This window comes from Methylobacterium sp. CM6247, from assembly GCF_054817925.1.
In genome coordinates this window covers 4,806,713-4,826,619 of record NZ_JBTXKX010000003.1, presented here as the reverse complement: position 1 = coordinate 4,826,619, position 19,907 = coordinate 4,806,713, and the positions used below count along the sequence as shown (strand labels likewise).

At 67.8% G+C, this 19,907-nt stretch carries 22 protein-coding genes; 11 read left to right on the top strand and 11 right to left on the bottom strand.

The window, feature by feature from the left end:
- Nucleotides 1–14 precede the first annotated feature (14 nt).
- The 5 genes from mltG to ACYQOP_RS23850 all read left to right on the top strand — a co-directional run bounded on the left by mltG (nucleotide 15) and on the right by ACYQOP_RS23850 (nucleotide 4,446).
- On the top strand, nucleotides 15–1,391 hold the full coding sequence (gene mltG / locus ACYQOP_RS23870) for an endolytic transglycosylase MltG (protein ID WP_419952880.1): 1,377 nt from the start codon (nucleotides 15–17) through the stop codon (nucleotides 1,389–1,391).
- A gap of 158 nt (nucleotides 1,392–1,549) precedes the next feature.
- Nucleotides 1,550–2,428 (top strand): YicC/YloC family endoribonuclease, encoded by an 879-nt coding sequence (locus ACYQOP_RS23865; RefSeq protein WP_461224547.1) that lies wholly within the window; start codon nucleotides 1,550–1,552, stop codon nucleotides 2,426–2,428.
- An 11-nt stretch (nucleotides 2,429–2,439) separates the two neighbouring features.
- The gene (gene gmk / locus ACYQOP_RS23860) at nucleotides 2,440–3,093 is read left to right on the top strand and encodes a guanylate kinase (protein WP_056423771.1); all 654 of its coding nucleotides are present in this window, start codon (nucleotides 2,440–2,442) and stop codon (nucleotides 3,091–3,093) included.
- A gap of 13 nt (nucleotides 3,094–3,106) precedes the next feature.
- Nucleotides 3,107–3,496: a glyoxalase superfamily protein gene (locus tag ACYQOP_RS23855; RefSeq protein WP_461224546.1), complete on the top strand. Its 390-nt coding sequence runs from the start codon at nucleotides 3,107–3,109 to the stop codon at nucleotides 3,494–3,496.
- 143 nt (nucleotides 3,497–3,639) lie between these two features.
- Nucleotides 3,640–4,446, top strand: a complete 807-nt coding sequence (locus ACYQOP_RS23850) for an SDR family NAD(P)-dependent oxidoreductase (protein ID WP_461224545.1) — start codon at nucleotides 3,640–3,642, stop codon at nucleotides 4,444–4,446.
- 7 nt (nucleotides 4,447–4,453) lie between these two features.
- On the opposite strand, the gene ACYQOP_RS23845 is transcribed toward ACYQOP_RS23850, so the two are convergent.
- The 10 genes from ACYQOP_RS23845 to ACYQOP_RS23800 form a co-directional block, all read right to left on the bottom strand.
- Nucleotides 4,454–5,530 carry a lysylphosphatidylglycerol synthase domain-containing protein gene (locus tag ACYQOP_RS23845; RefSeq protein ID WP_461224544.1) on the bottom strand — a complete coding sequence of 359 codons (1,077 nt, stop codon included), beginning with the start codon at nucleotides 5,528–5,530 and terminating at the stop codon, nucleotides 4,454–4,456.
- A gap of 144 nt (nucleotides 5,531–5,674) precedes the next feature.
- Nucleotides 5,675–5,974, bottom strand: a complete 300-nt coding sequence (locus ACYQOP_RS23840) for a (2Fe-2S) ferredoxin domain-containing protein (protein WP_244478134.1) — start codon at nucleotides 5,972–5,974, stop codon at nucleotides 5,675–5,677.
- Nucleotides 5,975–6,119: 145 nt separating this feature from the next.
- Nucleotides 6,120–7,484, bottom strand: a complete 1,365-nt coding sequence (flbD, locus tag ACYQOP_RS23835; protein ID WP_311274711.1) for a sigma-54-dependent transcriptional regulator FlbD — start codon at nucleotides 7,482–7,484, stop codon at nucleotides 6,120–6,122.
- 52 nt (nucleotides 7,485–7,536) lie between these two features.
- Nucleotides 7,537–7,881, bottom strand: coding sequence for a flagellar motor switch protein FliN (gene fliN, locus ACYQOP_RS23830; RefSeq protein WP_056423780.1), 345 nt, complete (start codon nucleotides 7,879–7,881; stop codon nucleotides 7,537–7,539).
- Between the two features lie 45 nt (nucleotides 7,882–7,926).
- Entirely contained in the window at nucleotides 7,927–8,520 is a 594-nt protein-coding gene (locus ACYQOP_RS23825) for a FliH/SctL family protein (RefSeq protein WP_056423783.1), read from the bottom strand.
- Nucleotides 8,517–9,566 (bottom strand): flagellar motor switch protein FliG, encoded by a 1,050-nt coding sequence (gene fliG / locus ACYQOP_RS23820; RefSeq protein WP_461224542.1) that lies wholly within the window; start codon nucleotides 9,564–9,566, stop codon nucleotides 8,517–8,519. The genes ACYQOP_RS23825 and fliG overlap by 4 nt, the downstream gene beginning before the upstream one ends.
- A 55-nt stretch (nucleotides 9,567–9,621) precedes the next feature.
- Nucleotides 9,622–11,235 carry a flagellar basal-body MS-ring/collar protein FliF gene (fliF, locus tag ACYQOP_RS23815; RefSeq protein WP_461224540.1) on the bottom strand — a complete coding sequence of 538 codons (1,614 nt, stop codon included), beginning with the start codon at nucleotides 11,233–11,235 and terminating at the stop codon, nucleotides 9,622–9,624.
- Nucleotides 11,236–11,484: 249 nt separating this feature from the next.
- Entirely contained in the window at nucleotides 11,485–11,760 is a 276-nt protein-coding gene (gene sciP, locus ACYQOP_RS23810) for a CtrA inhibitor SciP (RefSeq protein ID WP_018044452.1), read from the bottom strand.
- Between the two features lie 104 nt (nucleotides 11,761–11,864).
- Entirely contained in the window at nucleotides 11,865–12,545 is a 681-nt protein-coding gene (locus ACYQOP_RS23805; protein WP_056423787.1) for a flagellar hook assembly protein FlgD, read from the bottom strand.
- A gap of 10 nt (nucleotides 12,546–12,555) precedes the next feature.
- Nucleotides 12,556–13,503 carry a flagellar hook-length control protein FliK gene (locus ACYQOP_RS23800; RefSeq protein WP_461224537.1) on the bottom strand — a complete coding sequence of 316 codons (948 nt, stop codon included), beginning with the start codon at nucleotides 13,501–13,503 and terminating at the stop codon, nucleotides 12,556–12,558.
- A gap of 108 nt (nucleotides 13,504–13,611) precedes the next feature.
- Here ACYQOP_RS23800 and ACYQOP_RS23795 point away from each other — a divergent pair, with 108 nt between their 5' ends.
- From ACYQOP_RS23795 to ACYQOP_RS23770, 6 genes are all read left to right on the top strand, one after another.
- Complete coding sequence (locus ACYQOP_RS23795) at nucleotides 13,612–13,887, top strand: hypothetical protein (RefSeq protein WP_461224535.1); 276 nt, start codon at nucleotides 13,612–13,614, stop codon at nucleotides 13,885–13,887.
- Between the two features lie 226 nt (nucleotides 13,888–14,113).
- The gene (locus ACYQOP_RS23790) at nucleotides 14,114–14,251 is read left to right on the top strand and encodes a hypothetical protein (RefSeq protein WP_461224533.1); all 138 of its coding nucleotides are present in this window, start codon (nucleotides 14,114–14,116) and stop codon (nucleotides 14,249–14,251) included.
- 199 nt (nucleotides 14,252–14,450) lie between these two features.
- A complete protein-coding gene (mnmA, locus tag ACYQOP_RS23785; RefSeq protein ID WP_056423793.1) occupies nucleotides 14,451–15,608 on the top strand; it encodes a tRNA 2-thiouridine(34) synthase MnmA in 1,158 nt (385 codons plus the stop codon).
- A 55-nt stretch (nucleotides 15,609–15,663) separates the two neighbouring features.
- Nucleotides 15,664–16,314: a class I SAM-dependent methyltransferase gene (locus ACYQOP_RS23780; RefSeq protein WP_461224531.1), complete on the top strand. Its 651-nt coding sequence runs from the start codon at nucleotides 15,664–15,666 to the stop codon at nucleotides 16,312–16,314.
- A gap of 22 nt (nucleotides 16,315–16,336) precedes the next feature.
- Nucleotides 16,337–17,119: a TVP38/TMEM64 family protein gene (locus ACYQOP_RS23775; RefSeq protein ID WP_461224529.1), complete on the top strand. Its 783-nt coding sequence runs from the start codon at nucleotides 16,337–16,339 to the stop codon at nucleotides 17,117–17,119.
- A gap of 193 nt (nucleotides 17,120–17,312) precedes the next feature.
- Nucleotides 17,313–18,797 carry a sensor histidine kinase gene (locus ACYQOP_RS23770; protein ID WP_461224527.1) on the top strand — a complete coding sequence of 495 codons (1,485 nt, stop codon included), beginning with the start codon at nucleotides 17,313–17,315 and terminating at the stop codon, nucleotides 18,795–18,797.
- A 2-nt stretch (nucleotides 18,798–18,799) separates the two neighbouring features.
- Here ACYQOP_RS23770 and bioB read toward each other — a convergent pair whose 3' ends face one another.
- Nucleotides 18,800–19,819 carry a biotin synthase BioB gene (bioB, locus tag ACYQOP_RS23765; protein ID WP_461224525.1) on the bottom strand — a complete coding sequence of 340 codons (1,020 nt, stop codon included), beginning with the start codon at nucleotides 19,817–19,819 and terminating at the stop codon, nucleotides 18,800–18,802.
- Nucleotides 19,820–19,907 lie beyond the last annotated feature (88 nt).

Below are 19,907 nucleotides of genomic sequence, written 5' to 3'. Positions count from 1 at the left end.
CGAACAGGATGTCCATGTTCTTCCGCAAGCGCAAAAATCCGGACCCGGCGCCGTTTCCGGTCCCCTCCGAAGAGCCGGCACAGCTGAACCGCGCGTCCCCGCGCAGCCCCAGCGAGGCGATCAAGCCCACGGCCGCGCCGCCCCCGCCGGACCGTCCGGTGCGCGAGCGCGGCGGGTTGCTCAGCACGATCAGCGGCCTGCTCACCGCCGCCGTCATCCTGGCCATCGCGGCGATGATCGGCGTGACGCTGTTCGACCGGCAGATCCGCGAGCCCGGCCCGCTCGCCGCCGACAAGGTCGTGGTCATCCCGCCGCGCAGCGGCACCTCCGAGATCGCCGAGGCTCTGAGCCGGGAGGGCGTCATCAGCCACACCGCCTTGTTCGAATGGGCCTCCCGCTTCTCCGGCAAGGCGCTGAAGGCCGGCGAGTACACGTTCAAGGCCCATGCCAGCATCGGCGACACGATCGAAACCCTGTCCACCGGCCGGCAGGTGCAGCACGCCATCACCTTCCCCGAGGGGCTGACCTCCGAACAGATCGTGGTGCGTCTCAACGAGAACGACATCCTCACCGGCGACATCAACGAGATCCCGCCCGAGGGCTCGCTCCTGCCCGACACCTACAAGTTCGAGCGCGGCGCCACCCGTCAGCAGATCGTCAACCTGATGCGCGCCAAGCAGCGCGAGGTGCTCAACCAGATCTGGCTGCGCCGCTCGGCCGAGATCCCGGTGAAGACCCCGGCCGAGATGGTGACCCTGGCCTCCATCGTCGAGAAGGAGACCGGCCGGGCCGACGAGCGCCCTCGCGTCGCCGGGGTGTTCGTGAACCGCCTCAACAAGCGGATGAAGCTGCAATCGGACCCCACCATCGTGTACGGTCTGGTAGGCGGACGCGGCACGCTCGGCCGTGGCATCCAGCGCTCGGAGATCGACCGGGCCACGCCCTACAACACCTACGTCATCGAGGGTTTGCCGCCGGGGCCGATCGCGAATCCGGGCCGCGCCGCGCTCGAAGCCGTCGCCAACCCGTCGCGCACCAAGGACCTCTACTTCGTCGCCGACGGCACCGGCGGCCACGCCTTCGCCGACAGCCTGGAGGGCCATTCCCGCAACGTCGCCCGCTGGCGCCAGGTGGAGCGCGCCCGCAAGGAGGTACCCACCGACGCCGCCCCCGTGGACAAGGCCGATCCTCCGGCCGATCCGTCGAGCGTGCCGGGCCGAGCCTCCGCCTACGCGCCGGAGGGCACGAACTTCGCTGGCGGCGCCCCGGACCCGTCGGCCCCGCGGCCGAAAGCCTTCGACGCGTCGGAAGGCACCAAGCTCGACCCGCTTCGGAACAAGACCTTCGACCTCAACTCGGCCAAAAGCGTCCCGGCGCTGAAGCCGCAATAGGGCGCTGCCGTCGCTTTCCCCCCGCTTGTGGGGAGGAATAGGAGGTGGGGTTGGTGCCGCTGGCCTCCGCTGCCTGATGGTCGCCCAACCACCCCCACTCTCGATCCCTCCCCGCAAGGGGGAGGGAGGTTCGCACGACCGACTAAAGTTCAGACATCATGATCCTCTCCAGCATGACGGGCTTTGCCCGCACCACCGGCACCACCGGCCCGGTGCAATGGGCCTGGGAGGTCCGCAGCGTGAACGGGCGCGGGCTCGACGTGCGCCTGCGCGTGCCCAACGGCCTGGAGGCGGTGGGCGAGGTTGCCCGTACCGCCCTGCAGAAGACCCTGACGCGGGGCCAGTGCCAGCTCTCGCTCAACCTCACCCGGCCCGAGGCCAAGGCGCGGGTGCGGATCAACGAAACCCTGCTGGCCGAGCTCGCCGCCGCCACGGCGCGCGTGCCGCGCCCGGAAGGGCTCGCCCCGGCCTCCCTCGACGGATTGCTCGGCATCCGCGGCGTCATCGAATCCGACGAAGAGCCGGCGGTGGAATCGGACAGCCTCGCCCATGACCTCGCCGAGGGCGTGGTCCGGCTCGTGGCCGACCTCGTGGAAGCGCGCCGCGCCGAGGGGCGCCAGCTGCGCGCCATCATTGAGGGGCAGCTCGTCGCCATGTCCCGCCTCCGCCAGGCCGCCGAGGTCTGCCCCGGCCGCCAGCCCGAGGCGGTGAAGGCGCGCCTGTCCGCGAGCATCGCCGCCCTGACGGAGGCCGGCGGGCTCGATCCCGACCGTCTGCACCAGGAGGCCGTCCTCATCGCCGCGAAAGCCGACGTGCGCGAAGAACTCGACCGTCTGAGCGCCCATCTCGACAGTGTCGGCGAGTTGCTGGCCAAGGGCGGCGCCATCGGCCGCAAGCTCGATTTCCTGGCCCAGGAGCTCGGCCGCGAGGCGAATACCCTCTGCGCGAAGGCCGGAGACATCGCGTTGTCGCGGATCGGACTCGACTTGAAGGCCGTGGTGGAGCAATTCCGCGAACAGGTTCAGAACGTCGAGTAGGTTTTTCGGACATGCAGGCCACGACGATCGGGCGGCGCGGGTTCATCCTCATCCTGTCCTCGCCCTCGGGAGCGGGGAAGACCACGCTGACGCGCGCGGTCGCCAGCGACCCGAAATGGGGGCTCGATCTCTCGATTTCGGTGACGACGCGACAGCGCCGGCCCTCCGAGATCGACGGCAAGCACTACAATTTCATCGACCGTGAGGCCTTCGACGCCCTGCGCGGCGCCGACAACCTGCTCGAATGGGCCGAGGTCCACGGCAATTTCTACGGCACGCCGCGCCGCCCGGTGGAGAAGGTGCTCGGCGCCGGCCGGGACATGATCTTCGACATCGATTACCAGGGCACGCGGCAGGTGCGGGCGAAGCTCGCGGACGACGTGGTGACGGTGTTCATACTACCGCCGAGCCTCGCCGAGTTGCGACACCGCCTCGAACGCCGAGCCGAGGATTCGCCCGAGACCATCGAGAAGCGCCTCGCCAATTCCCGCGTCGAGATCCAGCGCTGGAACGAGTACGATTACGTCCTCGTCAACGACGACCTGAACGACGCCTTCGCAAAGCTCCAGGGAATCCTCGTCGCCGAGCGCCTCAAGCGCGCCCGCAACACCGGCCTGTCGGATTTCGTCGACGGGCTTCTGGCCGAGCCCGACAGGATCGCCTGAGGAGCCGAGCCCGATGTCGACACCCGACCGGACCATCCGCTTCGACCAGACCTGCCCGATCCTGCGCATCTTCGACGAGGCGAAGGCGCGCGAGTTCTATGTCGACTTCCTCGGCTTCGGCCTCGATTGGGAGCATCGCTTCAGCGACGACTTTCCGCTCTACGCCCAGGTCTCGCGCGCCGGTCTCATCCTGCATCTCAGCGGCCATCACGGCGATGCGACGCCGGGCTCCACGACCTTCGTGCGGATGGCGGGCATTCACGCCTTCCAGGCGGAACTCAGCGCTCGGAACTACGTCCATGCCAAGCCGGGCATCGAGAACCTGCCCTGGGGGCTGGTGATGACGGTGACCGACCCTTTCGGCAACACCCTGCGTTTCTGCGAAGATCCTGCGGAGCCGTAGGTCACCGCGGTCGCCGGACGCTCGCCCGATCCGTCACAGTCGCGCAGCCCGGAACACCCCCGGCCCGGTCAGGGTTGGCCCGCACATGACCGGCCGGAAAACGTGTCGCCCCGGTCGGACCCACGCGGCCAGCGGAGCGAGCAATGGATTTCGGGATCGAGGGACGGGTCGCCGTCGTCACCGGGGGCGATTCCGGCATCGGCTACGCCACGGCCGAGCTGCTCCTGAAGGAGGGAGCAAAGGTCATCCTCAGCGATAAGGTCGCGGAGGCCTTGGAGAAAGCGGCCACCGCACTGTCCGGCCTCGGTACCATTGTGGCGGTGGTCGCCGATCTGACACAGCGGGCCGATGTCGAAGCGCTGGCGATCAAGGCGCGCGAGGCCTTCGGTGCGGCCCCGACCATCCTGGTGAATGCCGCCGGCATCACCGGGGCTACGGGCGACTTCCTCGACCTGACCGACGAGGATTGGCTGGAGACGATCCAGACCGACCTGATGGCGGCGGTGCGGGTGACACGCGCTTTCATCCCCAGCATGCGCGAGGCCGGGTGGGGGCGGATCGTCCTGTTCGCCTCCGAAGACGCGGTGCAGCCCTATGTCGAGGAACTGCCCTATTGCGCGGCGAAGGCCGGAATCCTCAGCCTCGCCAAGGGTCTCTCCAAGGCCTACGGGCCGGAAGGCGTTCTGGTGAACACCGTCTCCCCTGCCTTCATCGCCACACCGATGACCGACGCTATGATGAAGAAGCGCGCCGAGGAGAAGGGGACCTCCTTCGATGAGGCGATCGCGAGCTTCCTCGACGAGGGGCGCCCCGGCATGGTGGCCAAGCGCCGGGGACGGGCGGAGGAGGTGGCGGCGGCCGTGGCCTTCCTTTGCTCCGAACAGGCGAGCTTCGTCACCGGCGCCAATCTGCGCGTCGATGGCGGATCGGTCGCGACGATCTCGACCTGAAAAGGGTTCAGCCGCGCGGCGGGAGGATCGTGGCGCGGCGGGCCTCGAGGGTCTGCCACAGGATCAGGGAGGGCAGGCCGAGCACCACGTCCGGCACGCGCTTGGCAAGCGACAGGGCGATGGCGGTGCCGGGGTCGATGCCGAACAGGCCGCCAACCAGAACGAACCCGCCTTCCTGAACCCCTAATCCGCTGGGCACCGGGAAGGCCGCCGATTTGATGGCCTGGCTCAAGGCCTCGATGATGATGACTTCGGCGAGGCCCACGCCCTCCACGCCCATACAGGTCAGCGCGATCCAGATCTCAGTGGCACCGAGCATCCAGGCGAGGAGGTGCAGGACGACGCCTTGGAACAGCAGGAGCCAGCGCTTCGGGGCCCAGACCGTATCGAGAGCGCCATGCACGCCCGCATCGGCAGGCACCGAGCCGGGGACGGCCTCTTCCTGGTCGCGCAGGAAGCGACGGGCGAGCTCGGCGATGCGGCGCTCGACACCCCGGATGAGCGGACTGCGCTGAAAGACGAAGAAGGCTGTGAGCACGATGGCGGTGACGCCGAGCGCCCGCAGGGCCCAAGCCGCGAGGGACGCGGCGGACTCGCCTTCCATCTGCATCAGTAGCGCGACGCCGATGAGCACGAAGAGGGCCTGCGTGCCGACTTGGATCAGCATGTCCACCAGGATCGAGGCCGCGGCGAGTTTGCCCGGGACCCCCCAGAAGGTGAGGAGGCGCCCGCCGACGACGTCACCGCCGACGGAGGCCACCGGAAGGAGCACGTTGATCCCGTCCCGCACGAAACGGAGGATGAGGAACGCTCCCGCCTCGGCGGTGGCCGCGAGCCGGTGCAGCACCCGCTCCCAGGCAAGACCGCAGAGCGACAGGATGACGACGCGCATCAGCACGATGCCGGCGAGCCCGACGATCCCGATCCGCCCGAAGGCATCCGTCACCGAGGCGATATCGTGGGTCGCCACCAGCCAGATCGCCAGGACGAGGCCGAGTACCGTCCCCAGGACGGGCAGGTATCGCAGGACGTGCCTCACGGCGCCCGTACGGGCGGGAGGAGGCGCCACGACCCGGCGCGTCACCGGTACAACTCTGTGGAATGGACGAGCGCCAAGGGCGACGATCCTCTTCTGCTCGGCGGGCACCGCATCCGGCGCAAAGCCTGCCACCCAAATTGATCCCGGATCCGCCCTAAAGCGGCATTGGGGCCGAAATCGGAGATCGCTTCATTCGGACCGGCGGGCGGGCGGATAGACCGTATCGAGGGCCTGCTCGGCATTACCCTCGGGATCAATCAGCACAATGCGGTTGCGCGAGAGGCTGAAGGAGGTCGCCACCGCCACGAACCGCTTCGGGCAGGGGCCGAGGCAGCCCGTGGACACCACGCGGGTCATCCCGCCGAGGCCGCGCCTTTTCGCCTCCCGCTTGAGCCGCCCCCGGATCTCGTCCTTCTTCAGGCCGACGCGCTTGGTGCATTTCGCGCAGACCAGGACAATGTCGGAATAACCCGACTTCGCCGTCCGCACGGTTGTGTCCTTGTCGTGCTTTGCCAAATCCGGGTGCCCGTTCCACATCCGGCGCGCCGAGGGGAGTGGGCGCCGCCGCCGCCACACCTAACCATGGGGGGGAGGGGCGGCAACGGGGCGTGTCGCCTCGCCGGCTCCGCGCCGTTCAGCCGTAGGCCGCCACGGCCCGGACACTGCCGGGCTCGGCGACGCTGATGCCGGCATCGACATATTCATTGAGTTTGTTGCGCAGGGTGCGGATCGAGATGCCGAGAATCTTGGCGGCATGGGTACGGTTGCCGAGGCAATGGTCGAGCGTGTCGAGGATCAGCTCGCATTCCACCTGAGCCACCGTCCGCCCCACGAGGCCACGGGTGGCGGCCTCGGCGACCTGGGCGGCGCGTTCCACCGGCCCGGCAGAACGGGCGAAGGATTCGCCCTCCGGGGTGGAGATCGCGTCGGCGTCGATCTCCGGGCCCGTCGCCAGCAGGACCGCCCTGTGGAGGGTGTTCTCGAGTTCGCGCACGTTCCCGCGCCACGGATTCTCACGAATGATCGCCTGCGCCTCGCGGCTCAGGACACGGACCGGCACGCCGTTCACCTCGGCGTATTTCTTGGCGAAGTGGGAGGCCAGCTCGAGGATGTCGGCCGGGCGCTCGCGCAGCGGCGGCAGGCGCAGGTGCACGACGTTGAGGCGGTAGAACAGATCCTCGCGGAACGTGCCCTTGCGGACCTCGTCGATGAGGTTGCGGTTGGAGGTGGCGAGCACCCGGATATCGACCTTCACGGGGGCCGTGCCGCCGACCCGATCGATCACCCGCTCCTGCAGCGCGCGCAGCAGTTTCGATTGCAGGCGGACATCCATCTCGGAGATTTCGTCGAGCAGCAGCGTGCCGCCATTGGCTTCCTCGAACCGGCCGATCCGGCGGGCGACGGCGCCGGTGAAGGCGCCCTTCTCGTGGCCGAACAGTTCGGATTCGAGCAGAGCTTCCGGGATCGCGGCGCAGTTGACCGAGACGAAGGGCCGGCTCGAACGGGCCGACTTCATATGGACGTGCCGGGCGAGCACCTCCTTACCGGTGCCGCTCTCGCCGGTGATCAGCACCGAGGCTTCCGACCGCGCGACCTGCTCGGCGAGCTTCACCACCCGCTCCATGGAGGCGTCGCGCCAGACGAAGGCGCGTCCGTCCTCGGAGACCGCCTGCAGCACGGCGGCGATCAATTCCGGATCGGGCGGCAGGGGGATGTATTCGCGGGCACCCGCCTGGATCGCGGCCACGGCCGCCTTGGCATCGGTGGCGACGCCGCAGGCGACCACCGGGGTGCGGATGCGCTCGTCGGCGAGCGCGGTCACGAGTTCGCGGATCGGCTGGCCCACATCGATCATGACGAGGTCGGCGCCCTTGGCGCGCAGCACGGCGAGACCCTGCGCCACCCCGTCCGCATGGGTCACGGCCGCGCCGCGACTCATGGCGATCTTCGAGGCGGTGACGAGTTCGCCGCTCAAGCGTCCGATGATGAGGAGCCGCATGGTCTAGTATCCTGTGTCGGTAGAGCCTCGCGCAGCAGCGCGGCGGGCGGGATCAGTGGTCACTCTTGATGATCTCGGTCATCGTCACGCCGAGGCGCTCCTCCACGAGGACGACCTCCCCGCGCGCGACGAGGCGGTTGTTGACGAAGATGTCGATGGCCTCGCCGACCTTGCGGTCGAGTTCGAGCACCGCGCCGGGCTGCAGCCGCAGCAGGTCGCCGATGGGCATGCGGGACGACCCCAGCACGGCGGAGACCATGACCGGGACATCGAAGACCTGTTCGAGATCGGCGGCGCTCTTCGGGGTGGTGGGCGCCTCACGAATCGATTCGGAGCCGAGCCCGTCGAAGGACGCGTCGCCGCCATTGAGAAGCGGCAGGCTGAAATCGTCGGCCATCAGGATCTTTCAAAGTCGCGCGTTACAGGGGGGGTCGTCGACGGATCAGGATTCGAGAGGATGGCCGATGGCTTCGAGCACGGCGGCCTCGATACGGGCACGGTCACGCACCACCCCGCCATCGGCCCATTCCATGCGGGCATCGCCGGGGGCGAGGTCGGGCTCCCCGAGGACGATCAGACGCCCTTCGAAGCCGCGCTCGCGGGCGAGGCTCTTCACCAGCGCCTCGACTTCGTCCACCAGTCTGTCGTTCACGCGCACGACGAGATGCGGCACGCCGCGCAGGTGCTGCAGGGCGGCCCGCGCCGCGTCGCCGATCGCCGCCAGCGGATGGGCATCGAGGGCATCGCCGGCGATACGACGCGCCAGGGATACGGCGAAGGCCATGGCCTCCTCCTCGCGGGCCGCGTCCCGCGAATCCGCCTGGCCGATGAGGCCGGCGGCGGCGAGGCCGACGCGGGTGAGGGCATCCGCCATGCGAGCCTGGGCCTGGGCCTCGGCCTGGGCGCGCCCTTCCTGGACACCCCTCGCATGGGCCTGCGCCACGGCCTCGGCCAGCGCCGCCGCCTCCTTCGGCGAGACAGTCGCGCCCTCGCGCGGCCGGAAGTCGGTGTCGAACAGGAACCGGCGGGCGTTCAATAGACCAGCTCCTCTTCGCCACTGGACTTGGCGATCATGATCTCACCCTTCTCGGCCAGTTCCTTTGCGAGCTCGGTCATCTTGGCTTGCGCCTCATCGACGTCCTTGAGCCGAATCGGCCCCAGCGAGCCCATCTCGTCGTTGATGTTCTTGGCCGCGCGGGTAGACATGTTCTTGAGGAAGAAGTTGCGCACGCGCTCGTCGGCGCCCTTGAGCGCGCGGCACAGGGTATCGGTGTCGACCTTGCGCAACAGCGTCTGCACGCTGCCCGCATCGAGCTTCAGCAGATCCTCAAAGGTGAACATGAGCTGGCGGATCTTCTTGGCCGAGCCGCGATTGGCCTGGTCCAGGGCCGCGAGGAACCGACCCTCGGTCTGGCGGTCGAAAGCGTTGAACACGTCCGCCATCAGTTCATGGGCGTCGCGCCGCGTGGTCTGCGCGATGGTCGAGACGAACTCGACGCGCAAGGTCTCCTCGATATGGCGCAGGGCTTCCTTCTGCACGGTCTCCATCCGCAGCATGCGGTTGAGGACGTCGATGGCGAAATCCTCGGGCAGGATCGTCAGGACCTTGGCGGCGTAATCCGGCCGCACCTTCGACAGCACGACGGACACCGTCTGCGGGTATTCGTTACGCAGGAACGAGGCGAGGATCTCGGGGTCGATCTGCGTCAGGCTCGCCCAGACCCGCTTGCCCGAAGCGCCCTTGATTTCCGCCATGATCGCCGAGACCTGCTCGGTGGGAAAGATCTTGAGAAGCAGCGATTCGGTGCGCTCGTAGTTCGAGGTGATGCCGCCGCCCGAGGAGAGCCGCGAGACGAAATCCACGATCAGCCTCTCGACGGTCTCCGCCTCCAATGATCCGAGCTGGACCATGGCGTGCGAGACCATCTTGACCTCTTCCTCGTCGAGCATCTGCCAGATCGGCGCGCCCTCCGTCTCGCCGAGGAGCAGGAGGAGCGCAGCCGCGCGCTGGGCGCCGGTCATGGCGTTCAAGCCCGCCTTGCCGATTTCCTGATCCGGGATGACGCTCAACCCCGAGGACATGCCTCACTCCTCTTCACCGTTGTGGCTGCCGTTTCGAAGACCATCGCCCACCCGCTCAACTGTCGTGGATCCAGTTGCGCAGGACCTCTACCGTCTCGCTCGGACTGCCGCGGACCATGTCCACCACCCGTTGGACGGTCTCCGCCTGGACCTTGCCGTTCAGCTGCGCGAAGTCGACGAGGCGGGCGGTGGGGTTGTCGCGTGCCACCAGGACCTGGTCGGGGCCCGGCTCGCCGCCGGCCAGTGCCGGACCCGCCATCAGGATGGCCTGGGCGGGCTCCGAGGCGAGGACGCGGCGTAGAAGGGGACGGACCACGGCCATCAGCACGATCACGGTCAGGATCAGAAGCACGGAGAGTTCGACCATCCGCATGACGTCTTCCTTGGACGGCGCCAGGAACGACTGGATCAGCGACGGCTCGGTGAACTCGACGGGAGCGGGCGTCTCGGCGAAACGTAGGTTGACCACTTCGACCTGGTCACCCCGGTCCTTGTCGTACCCGATGGCGGTGCGGACCAGGGTGGCGATCCGCTCGATGTCGTTGGCGGGGCGCGGCTGATAGACAGGCCGGCCATCGGCCCCCGGCACGTAGGCGCCGTCGACGAGGACCGCCACGGACAGGCGCTTCAGACGTCCGCCTTCCTCGACCACCGTCTTGGTGACGCGGGAGATCTCATAATTCGTGGTCTCCTCGTCCTTCTTCGTGGAATCCTTCGAGTTGGGATTCGGTGTCGGCTGGTTGGCGCCCGGCAATTCGTTGCCGACCGTCACGGCGCCCTCTGTCCCCCCGGTGAGCGCGCTTTCGCTGCGGGTCTGGGTCGAACGGATGACTTTGCTCTCTGGATCGAAGGTCTCCGAACGGCTCTCTATGCGGTTCCGGTCGAGCTCCGCGGTGACCTGCACCCGCGAGCGACCCGCGCCGACGATACCGGCCACGATCTCCTCGATCTGGGACCGGAGGCGGCGCTCGAGGCCGACCTGCTTCTCCTCCATGCCGGCGCCGGTCTCGGCCTCAGCACCCCGTGCCCCGTCCGCCAGCAGGCGGCCGCGCTCGTCGACGATGGAGATCCGCTCCGGCTTCAGGCCTTCCACCGCCGAAGCGGCGAGGTGACGGATGGCGCGGACCTGGGACGGGTCCATGTCACCGACGAGCTTGAGCACGATGGCGGCGCTCGGCAATTCGCGGTCGCGCTCGAACAGGCGGCGCTCCGGTATGACGAGGTGCACGCGCGCGGCCTGGACCCGGCCGATGGCCCGGATCGAGCGTGCGAGCTCGCCCTCGAGCGCGCGCAAATGATTGACGTTCTGAACGAAATTGGTCGACGAGAACGCATCGCCCTTGTCGAAGATCTCGTAGCCGACGCCGGAAGCGCTGGGCAAACCCTTGCCGGCGAGGTCCATCCGCAGGCGCGGCAGGTCGGCCCGAGGCGCCATGATGGTCTGGCCGGCATCGCCCCGTGTTTCGTATTTGATGCCGCGCGCATCGAGGTCGCGGATCACGGCGCCCGAATCCTGCATCGACAGGTCGGCGAAGAGGACACCCATATCGGGCTTCGAGACGCGTAGGATGACGAAGGCGAAGAAGCCGATCAACGTCAGCGTCACGGCCGCCATGGCCGCGAGCCGTGCCGGTCCCAACTTCGTCACCAGTTCGAGAACCGACTTCACGACGCGACGCACCCACCCGAATCGGAGCGACGGAAGAGCCGCGCTCACTCGGCAAAATTTGCCCAGGCCGTGGTTAGCGTTCGGTTAACGATTGTCTTAACGAATGAGAAAAGGGTGTGGCTCGGTCCTGCCGCGGCGGTCCCTATAACGAAAGAACCGCGCCCTTGAGGGGGCGCGGTTCTTTCGTGGATCGACGGTGGTCCGAGGCATTGTCTCGGCATCCGGAGCGGACGCCGAACTCCATTGACCTCAGTGGCGGTAATGCTGGATGCGGGTGGTGCGCAATCCGGCGAGACCGTGCTGGTCGATGGAGAACTGCCAGCTCAGGAATTCCTCGGTGGTGAGGGTATAGCGCTGGCAGGCTTCCTCGAGACTGAGAAGTCCGCCACGTACGGCTGCGACGACTTCCGCCTTCCGGCGGATAACCCACCGTCTGGTCGTGGTCGGCGGAAGATCGGCAATGGTCAACGGACTGCCATCTGGCCCGATGACGTATTTGACTCTCGGGCGGCTTGGTTCGGTCATGATACGCTCTACAACTCGACTGACCTGTCGAGCCAGGAAGGTACTTGCGCCCGCTTAAGATATGTTGAAGCGGATCGATTGCATCTGATTCGTTTTTCCCATGATCATGTGGACAACCCGGCTCCGATGTTCTGAACGCTCGATATCGGCAGCCGCGAATTGCCAATCAGCAGCACCGGTTCTGTACCGCTGAGATCGACGCCATCGACTTTTCCGGCAACCTGCGTATCGACGCTAACCTGTGCACCAGTGGCGTCGAACGCATCGATCTTGATCGAGTAGCTGCCGTTGGCGGAGGTGAAACCCGATGTGGATCGCCCGTCCCAGGCGAAAGTCTGCGCACCCGCGGTCAGCGCCTTCGACTGTGTCGCCACCACGTTGCCCTTGGCATCGCTGATCGTCATCGTCGCCTGTTTGGCGGCCCGCGCCGGGGTCAGCGTCCAGACCGCCGAACCATCCTTCAGGTTGGCGACCCGCCCGTCCGCCGTCACGCTCTGACCGATGAAGCCGGTCGCTGCTGCGGCGCTGGACGCCTTCGCATTGTTGAGGATCGAGTCCAACCGGTCGTTCGACTTCAGCTGCTGCTCGACGCCGGCATATTGCACGAGTTGCTGCGTGAACTGGTTGGTGTCCAGCGGGTCCATCGGGTTCTGGTTCTTGAGCTGTGTCGTCAGCAGGGTCAGGAACTGCTGGAAATTACCGGCGATCTCCTGCGAAGCGCCGGTGGCGGTATTCGGGTTCGTGATGGAGGAGCTGCTCGAAGCTCCGGTGATGCCCGATGTCATGGCAGTGTCCTCAGATTCGGATGTCGAGACCGCCGAGACCGCGCAGCATTCGCAGCGGCACGGCGTCGTTGGGAAGGCGTTGTTCTTTCAGGTCGGCACCGCCATTGCCGGAACGGCCGTCGCGGCTGCCCCCGCCATCCCGCTCGGCGCCATTGCCCCCGGTGGAGCCGGTGTCGCTGCGCAGGGACAGGTTGATGCCGACATCCCCTGAGTCGAAACCGGCCTGTGACAGGGCCTGTTGCAGGTTGCCGACATCGCGTTGCAGCAGGGCCAGGGTCTCCGGCCGATCGACCGTGAGATGCGCAGTGACCGTGCCGTTGTCCTTGTCGATGTCGAGATTCACGTCGATCCGTCCGAGATCCTTGGGATCGAGGCTGATTTCGAAACGGTTGGACCCGGCCAACGACCGCAGCCCGATGGTCATCGCCACCGCGCCGAGGGGGACCGGCACAGCTTGGGCCTGGGGGAGGAGGCTGGCGGGTTCTGGTGCGGGCGCGGGAAGCGGGGCCGCCGGCGCAAGGCCGAACGGCGTGGCTGGGGCTGAAGCGAGATCGCCGGGGGCCGTCGCCGAACCGGAAGCGAACTCGTCGAAAGCCTTGACCGATATGGTCTCGCGCTCGGAGGAGGCCGAGCGGTCGGTTCCGAGTGCGGGGAGGGCGGCAGGGCGACCGTCGGCGGCTTTCGCAGCGCCTATGCCGTGTGAAACGATTTCCCCGGTGTTCGGAGGGGGCGCGGCACCGGCCTGTGTCGCCATCGCGGGGGCGTTCGCCGCGGGCGGAAGCGCGACGGATTCGGGCGGAGCGAAGGCGAGAGTCATCATGCCGGTCGCATCGGGCACCATACCGTCCGCTGGGACCGCCACGTCCTCGCTCGGCTCTTCCGCCGTCGTGACCGGGTTGGCCTCCGCAGCCTCGGAAACGATGGCCTGAATCGGAGCGGTCGCGGCCGCCTGTACCATTGTCGAGGGAGGCAAGGTCGAGGAAGGCAAGGTCGAGGAAGGCAAGGCACTTCCGGTCTGAACCCGGGAGGCGGACAGACGACCGTTTCCCGCAATGGGCAGCAAGGCTTGACCCGGCGGAGCGTCCGGGACCTGCCCCTGCCGAGCCTGCACGGGCGAAGGTTCGGCGCCGTCGATGACTGGCAAGCCTGCCTTGCCGCCTTGCTGCGGCATTTGAGCTGGCTCGGCGACAACATTGGTCCGTTGCTCGCTCAGCCACGGGAAACCGCCAAGGCCGGCCTCGCTCGGCGGCGTCGCCGGATCTTCGTCCTCTCGGGCTCGCGGCAGTCCTGTCTCGGCCGCATCCGCCATCTGTCCTGCGGCACTGTCTGTCGAAGGCGGTGACGACGGGATCGTAGCCTTTGCCGACCGGACCAGATCCGAGATCGGCAGGGCGGATTGCGCGATCGCCGAACCCAGCGACGCCGTAGCGACAGGTTTGGCTGCTCCACCGTCGCGGGTCGCCGCCTTCGGCTCTGCCGCTCCGCTTGAGACCGGTATCGCGCCCGAGCTTGGCCCTTCGACCGGGATGCTGAAACGTTCGAGGCCATCGGAAGCGGCCGAAAGAGGCATGGCAGGACGCGCGGCGACCGCGCTCGCCAACCGCACGCCCTTTTCTCCGCTGATCGACGTGGTGGCCATGGGGCGTCATCTCCTCGCCCCCACCGCGCAAACTTCGAGCCACGGCCCACGCGCCGCAACCCGTTGATTTAACAGCAACATTTTTCCCAGCCTTTTGAATCTTATCGATGCTACCCGGCGAAATCGTCCCCGTCCCGGCAGGATTTGCCGGGTTCGGTGCTCCGGTATGCGAGCCCCGCCTCGCGCGTGCCTGGAAGTTCGACCTCAGGATCGCTATAGACTCCGCATATGCGGGCGCTGCGGCCTGCCGGCGAACCCGTGACGTGATGAACTCCCTCGACCTCCCCAAGGCCCCGCACGAGACACGTGTCGTCGTCGCCATGTCCGGCGGCGTGGATTCCTCCGTGGTGGCAGGCCTTCTCAGCCAACAGGGCTACGATGTCGTTGGGATCACGCTGCAGCTCTACGACCATGGGGCGGCGGTCCATCGCAAGGGTGCCTGCTGCGCGGGCCAGGACATCCACGATGCGCGCCGGGTCGCCGAGACGCTCGGCATCCCGCACTACGTCCTCGATTACGAGGACCGCTTCCGGGAATCGGTGATCGACCGTTTCGCCGAGAGCTATCTGGCCGGCGAGACGCCGATCCCCTGCGTCGAGTGCAACCGCTCGATCAAGTTCCGCGATCTTCTGGCCACCGCCCGCGACCTCGATGCCGACGTGCTGGCGACCGGCCATTACGTGGCCAGTCGCCCCCTCGAAGCCGGCGGGCGCGGCCTCTACCGCGCCCTGGATCCGGCCCGCGACCAGAGCTACTTCCTCTACGCCACCACAGCCGAGCAGCTCGATTTCCTACGTTTCCCCCTGGGCGAAATGCCGAAGGACGAGACCCGTCGCCTCGCCCGTGAACTCGGCCTCGCCATTGCCGAGAAGGCCGACAGCCAGGACATCTGCTTCGTGCCTCAGGGGCGCTACGCCGACGTCATCGCCAAGCTGCGGCCGGATGCGGCGCGCGCCGGCGACATCGTCGATCTCGAAGGCCGCGTGCTCGGCCAGCATGAGGGCATCATCCATTACACGATCGGGCAGCGGAAGGGCCTTCGCCTCGCCGTCGGAGAGCCACTCTACGTGATCCGCCTGGAGCCGGGTTCCGCCCGCGTGGTGGTGGGTCCGCGTTCCGCCCTGGCCACCAGCCGCATCCGGCTCGACGACTTGAACTGGCTCGGCGGCATGCCCCCCGGCGGGGTCGTCGACATGCCGGTGGCCGTGCGGGTCCGCTCGACCCGGGAGCCACGCGCCGCGCATCTGACGGTCGATCGGGACGGGGCGGCTGCCGAGGTCGTTCTGGCCACACCGGAAGACGGCGTCTCTCCGGGCCAGGCCTGCGTCATTTATGCCGATGACGGCCCACGCTCACGTGTGCTCGGCGGCGGCACCATTCGTCGCATTGACGCGTTGGCAGCCGGAGCGGCGCAAGCCGCCTGACGCCGACCCGCAGACCCAAGCCAAAACCTTCCCATCCGCAGGATCTAGAGACGATATGCTGAGCGAGCCGCAGGCCGGTCCGAGCACGGCCCTGATGCGCAAGGCCTATGCCCGTTGGGCACCGGTCTACGACGTCGTCTACGACAAGCTGACCGAGCCTGCCGCGCGCGATGCAGTGATGGCCGCCACCGCCTGCGGGCCGCGCGTCCTGGAGGCCGGCGTCGGCACCGGCTTATCGCTCGGTTATTATCCGGCGGGCAGTTTCGTCTGCGGCGTCGATCTCTCCGAAGACATGCTGAAGCGCGCCCGCGCCAAGGTACTCCGCCGCCGGCTCACCCATGTCCGCGGTCTTCAAGTGATGGATGTGTGCCGTCTCGGCTATGCCGATGCCAGCTTCGATGCCGTGGTCGCGCAGTTCCTGATCACCCTGGTGCCCGACCCGGAGGCCGCGTTGTCGGAATTCCTCCGGGTGGTGCGGCCGGGCGGAGAGATCGTGCTCGCCAACCATTTCGGCCAGACCAAGGGGGCCGTGGCCAAGGTCGAGGAAATCGTGGCGCCGCTCTGCACCAAGATCGGCTGGTCCTCGGCGTTCAAATCGACCCGGATCGAGGCCTGGGCTCAGCGCAACGGCGTCGAGTTCATCGGCGTCTCGCCGACCTTTCCCGGTGGTTTCTTCAAGATCCTGAGGATGCGGAAGGCCGGCTGATCCGGCGCGGCGAAGCGGGGACATGACACGCAACTCGAGCGGCGCGCTCCGACGCGCCATGCGGTGGCTGCCCGTCCTCGCCCTGGTGGCCCTGTCGCTGGGTGTGCTCGTCTCCGGAGCGCCGCATCTCTTCAGCCTCGATCGCCTGGTGTCCTATCGCGCAGCGCTCATGGAGGCGGTGGCCGAGGACCGGTTGCGGTCGATCGGGATCGCCTGCCTCGTCTATATCGGCTGCGTGATCGTGTCCGTGCCCGCCTCGCTGGTGCTGACCATCCTGTCGGGCTTTCTGTTCGGGACGACCACCGGGGCGGGGATCGCCCTCGTCTCGGCGACGACCGGGGCGGCGATCGTCTTCTCCATCGGCCGTGGTCCGATGTCGGAATTTCTCGTCACCCGCGCCGGACCGCGCCTCGGACGTCTGGCCGCCGGTTTTCGCGACGACGCGTTCGGCTACATCCTCGTCCTGCGGCTCCTGCCGATCTTTCCGTTCTGGATGACCAACCTCGCCCCGGCGGCCTTCGGCGTATCCCTGCGTACCTTCGTGCTCGCCACGTTTCTTGGCCTGGCCCCCGGCGCCTTCGTCTATGCGGCGGCCGGAGCGGCGATCGAGGACGTCATCGCGGCCAACGAAGCCGCCAAAGCGGCCTGCCTGGAGAGCGGCGCCGTCGCGTGCGACGAGGCCCTGTCCCTGCGGTCGCTGGTCACCGTCAAGACAGCCGCGGGCCTCGGCGGGATCGCCGCCTTCGCGCTCCTCTCCATCGTGTTGAGACGCCGCTTCGCCCGCAGACGCGCGGGTCCGTCCTAGCCCCTCACGCCAGAACCCCATTGCGGGGGTACTCGACGGGGCCGCGCGCGAAGCGTAACCGTCATGCAAACAACAAGATCGACATGTGTCGTTCGACGCCGAGGGAACGGAGTGTCGGTGCTGGCCCGGTGCCGCGCCGGGGCAACCGGGACGAGCAAAGAAACCCGGGAGCAGGGATGATCGGGACCCCGTGATGGACGCGACGCCACGCGCCGACATGGAATCACCTGTCCCCGTCGCAGCGGAGGCTCGGGCGGGGATCGGCCGACATCTCGGCCTGTCGGGCCGGCTGTTCCTCGTGACCATCGCCTTCGTCGCCCTCGTCGAAATCCTGATCTACGTGCCCACCGTCGCGAATTATCGGCGCATGTGGCTGTCGGACCGGATCGCCGCCGCGCAGATCGCCGCTCTGGTCCTCGATGCCTCGCCGGATCAGCATGTCTCGGATGAACTGGCCCGGCATCTTCTGAAGGGTGTCGGCGCCAGCGCCATCGCGGTTCGCGGCGACGGCACACGCCGCCTGCTCGCGGTGGACGCCGTGCCGTCGGAGGTCACCGGCCATGTCGATCTGCGCTCGCATGACTGGATCACCTCCATCGGGGGGGCATGGCGGACCGTTTTCTCCGAGAATCAGGGTCCGATCCGGGTCATTGGCCATGGGCGGGACGGGTTCGACCTCGTGGAGATCCTGCTCGACGAGGCGCCCCTGCGCGAGGCGCTGATCGACTTCGCCGATCGTCTGCTGCTCTCGTCGCTGGCGATCGCCGCCACGGTGGCCGGCCTCGTCTTTCTGATGCTGCAGCGGATCATCGTGCGCCCGGTTCGGCGCCTCGCCCGCAACATCACGGAATTCGCGGACGATCCCCAGGGGAGCGACCGCATCATCACGCCCTCGCGCAGGACCGACGAGATCGGCCACGCTGAGGTGGCCCTCGCCCGTATGGAGACGGCGCTCGCGGGCGAGCTACGCCAGAAGCGCCGCCTCGCCGAGCTTGGCCTGTCGGTGAGCAAGATCAACCACGAACTGCGCAATCTCCTCACCACCGCCCAGCTCCTCGGAGACCGCCTCGAGGCGGTGTCCGACCCGGCGGTGGAGCGTATCGCCCCCCGCCTCCTCGCCACGCTCGGCCGGGCGATCCGTTTCTGTGAGGAGACCTTGGCCTATGGTCGGGCGACCGAGGCAATGCCGCAGCGGCGCACAATCCAGCTCGCACCGCTGCTGGCCGAACTGTCCGATCTGGCGAGGCTCGACGACGCGTCACGCGTGACGATCCGCGTCGTATGCGAGCCGGATATCGAGGTGGAGATCGATCCGGACCAGTTCTCGCGGGCGCTCACCAACATCGTGCGCAACGCCGTGCAGGCCATGGGCGCCGAGAAAGCCGGAGCGCCCGATCCGGTCATCGAGATCGAGGCCAGCCGCCACGGTAAGCCGGGTTCGGGAAACCTGACCGTCGTCGTCTCGGATAACGGACCCGGGCTTCCCGAACGGGCGCGAGCGAACCTGTTCGCGCCCTTCGAGGGGTCGATGCGCGCGGGGGGGACGGGGCTCGGCCTGCCGATCGCCGCCGAGTTGATCCAGCTTCAGGGCGGGCGTCTAACCCTCGATCAGACGCAGGAAGGCGAGGGCGCCCGCTTCCGGATCGTGATCCCGGACCGCGCGCCGATTTCGCTCTGAGCTTATTCCGCCGCCGCCAGGGTCAGGCCCGGCACGGTGATGCCGATGTCGCGAAGCAGTTCCGCATCGGCGTCGGTCTCGTTATTGGCCGTGGTGAGAAGACGCTCACCGTAGAAGATCGAGTTCGCGCCGGCGAGGAAGCATAGGATCTGCGCTTCGCGGGTGAGCCCCTTGCGGCCGGCGCTGAGACGCACACGCGCCTTCGGCATGACGATGCGGGCGGTGGCGCACATCCGGACGAGATCGAGCGGGTCCACGGGCGGACGGTCCTCGAGAGGTGTCCCCTCGACGGCCACCAGGGCGTTGATCGGAACGCTCTCGGGATGGGGGGCGTGGTTGGCGAGCACCTGGAGCATCGCCGCGCGGTCCTTCACGCCCTCGCCCATGCCGACGATGCCGCCGCAGCAAACGCCGATCCCGGCATCGCGCACGTTCTGAAGGGTGTTGAGGCGATCCTCGTAGGTCCGCGTCGAGATGATGTCGCCGTAGAAATCCGGGCCGGTATCGAGGTTGTGGTTGTAGGAGGTCAGCCCGGCCTCGGCGAGGCGGCCCGCCTGGGACGGGGTGAGCATGCCGAGCGTGACGCAGGCTTCCATTCCAAGGCCGCGGACACCGCGCACCATGGAGAGGACCGCATCGAATTCCGGCCCGTCCTTGGGCTGGCGCCAGGCGGCACCCATGCAGAAACGATGGGCGCCAGCGGCTTTCGCGGCGGCGGCCTCCTGCAGCACCTTGTCCACCGCCATCAGGCGCTCACGCGGCAGGCCGGTGCCCTTGTGATGCGCCGATTGCGAACAATAGGCGCAATCCTCGGGACAGGCGCCGGTCTTGATCGACAGCAGGGCGGCGCGCTGGATATCGGCCGGGTCGTTATGCGCGCGGTGGACCTGAGCCGCCCGGAACACGAGGTCGAGGAGCGGCAGGTCGTGGATCGTCTGGATCTCCGCCACGGTCCAATCGTGCCGGATCGCAGGGATCTCGGTGGCGGGGAAGGGGGAGAGGGGGGCCACGGTGTCAGTCATGGCCCCATGAGGCGAATCTTCGCCGGAAAATCAAGCCGGGCCGGCCGCATGCCCCGATGCATTTGGCTTCAGGCCGGCCAGGATCGCC

Bases quoted from the DNA above. Each gene is read 5' to 3' on its own strand.
- mnmA (WP_056423793.1), top strand. From the start codon at position 14,451: ATGAACTCCCTCGACCTCCCCAAGGCCCCGCACGAGACACGTGTCGTC.
- ACYQOP_RS23805 (WP_056423787.1), bottom strand. From the start codon at position 12,545: ATGACATCGGGCATCACCGGAGCTTCGAGCAGCTCCTCCATCACGAAC.
- ACYQOP_RS23850 (WP_461224545.1), top strand. From the start codon at position 3,640: ATGGATTTCGGGATCGAGGGACGGGTCGCCGTCGTCACCGGGGGCGAT.
- sciP (WP_018044452.1), bottom strand. From the start codon at position 11,760: ATGACCGAACCAAGCCGCCCGAGAGTCAAATACGTCATCGGGCCAGAT.
- ACYQOP_RS23865 (WP_461224547.1), top strand. From the start codon at position 1,550: ATGATCCTCTCCAGCATGACGGGCTTTGCCCGCACCACCGGCACCACC.
- flbD (WP_311274711.1), bottom strand. From the start codon at position 7,484: ATGCGGCTCCTCATCATCGGACGCTTGAGCGGCGAACTCGTCACCGCC.
- ACYQOP_RS23790 (WP_461224533.1), top strand. From the start codon at position 14,114: ATGGCAGGACGCGCGGCGACCGCGCTCGCCAACCGCACGCCCTTTTCT.
- gmk (WP_056423771.1), top strand. From the start codon at position 2,440: ATGCAGGCCACGACGATCGGGCGGCGCGGGTTCATCCTCATCCTGTCC.
- ACYQOP_RS23770 (WP_461224527.1), top strand. From the start codon at position 17,313: ATGGACGCGACGCCACGCGCCGACATGGAATCACCTGTCCCCGTCGCA.
- bioB (WP_461224525.1), bottom strand. From the start codon at position 19,819: ATGACTGACACCGTGGCCCCCCTCTCCCCCTTCCCCGCCACCGAGATC.
- ACYQOP_RS23780 (WP_461224531.1), top strand. From the start codon at position 15,664: ATGCTGAGCGAGCCGCAGGCCGGTCCGAGCACGGCCCTGATGCGCAAG.
- fliG (WP_461224542.1), bottom strand. From the start codon at position 9,566: ATGTCCTCGGGGTTGAGCGTCATCCCGGATCAGGAAATCGGCAAGGCG.
- fliN (WP_056423780.1), bottom strand. From the start codon at position 7,881: ATGGCCGACGATTTCAGCCTGCCGCTTCTCAATGGCGGCGACGCGTCC.
- ACYQOP_RS23775 (WP_461224529.1), top strand. From the start codon at position 16,337: ATGACACGCAACTCGAGCGGCGCGCTCCGACGCGCCATGCGGTGGCTG.
- ACYQOP_RS23855 (WP_461224546.1), top strand. From the start codon at position 3,107: ATGTCGACACCCGACCGGACCATCCGCTTCGACCAGACCTGCCCGATC.
- mltG (WP_419952880.1), top strand. From the start codon at position 15: ATGTTCTTCCGCAAGCGCAAAAATCCGGACCCGGCGCCGTTTCCGGTC.
- ACYQOP_RS23800 (WP_461224537.1), bottom strand. From the start codon at position 13,503: ATGGTACAGGCGGCCGCGACCGCTCCGATTCAGGCCATCGTTTCCGAG.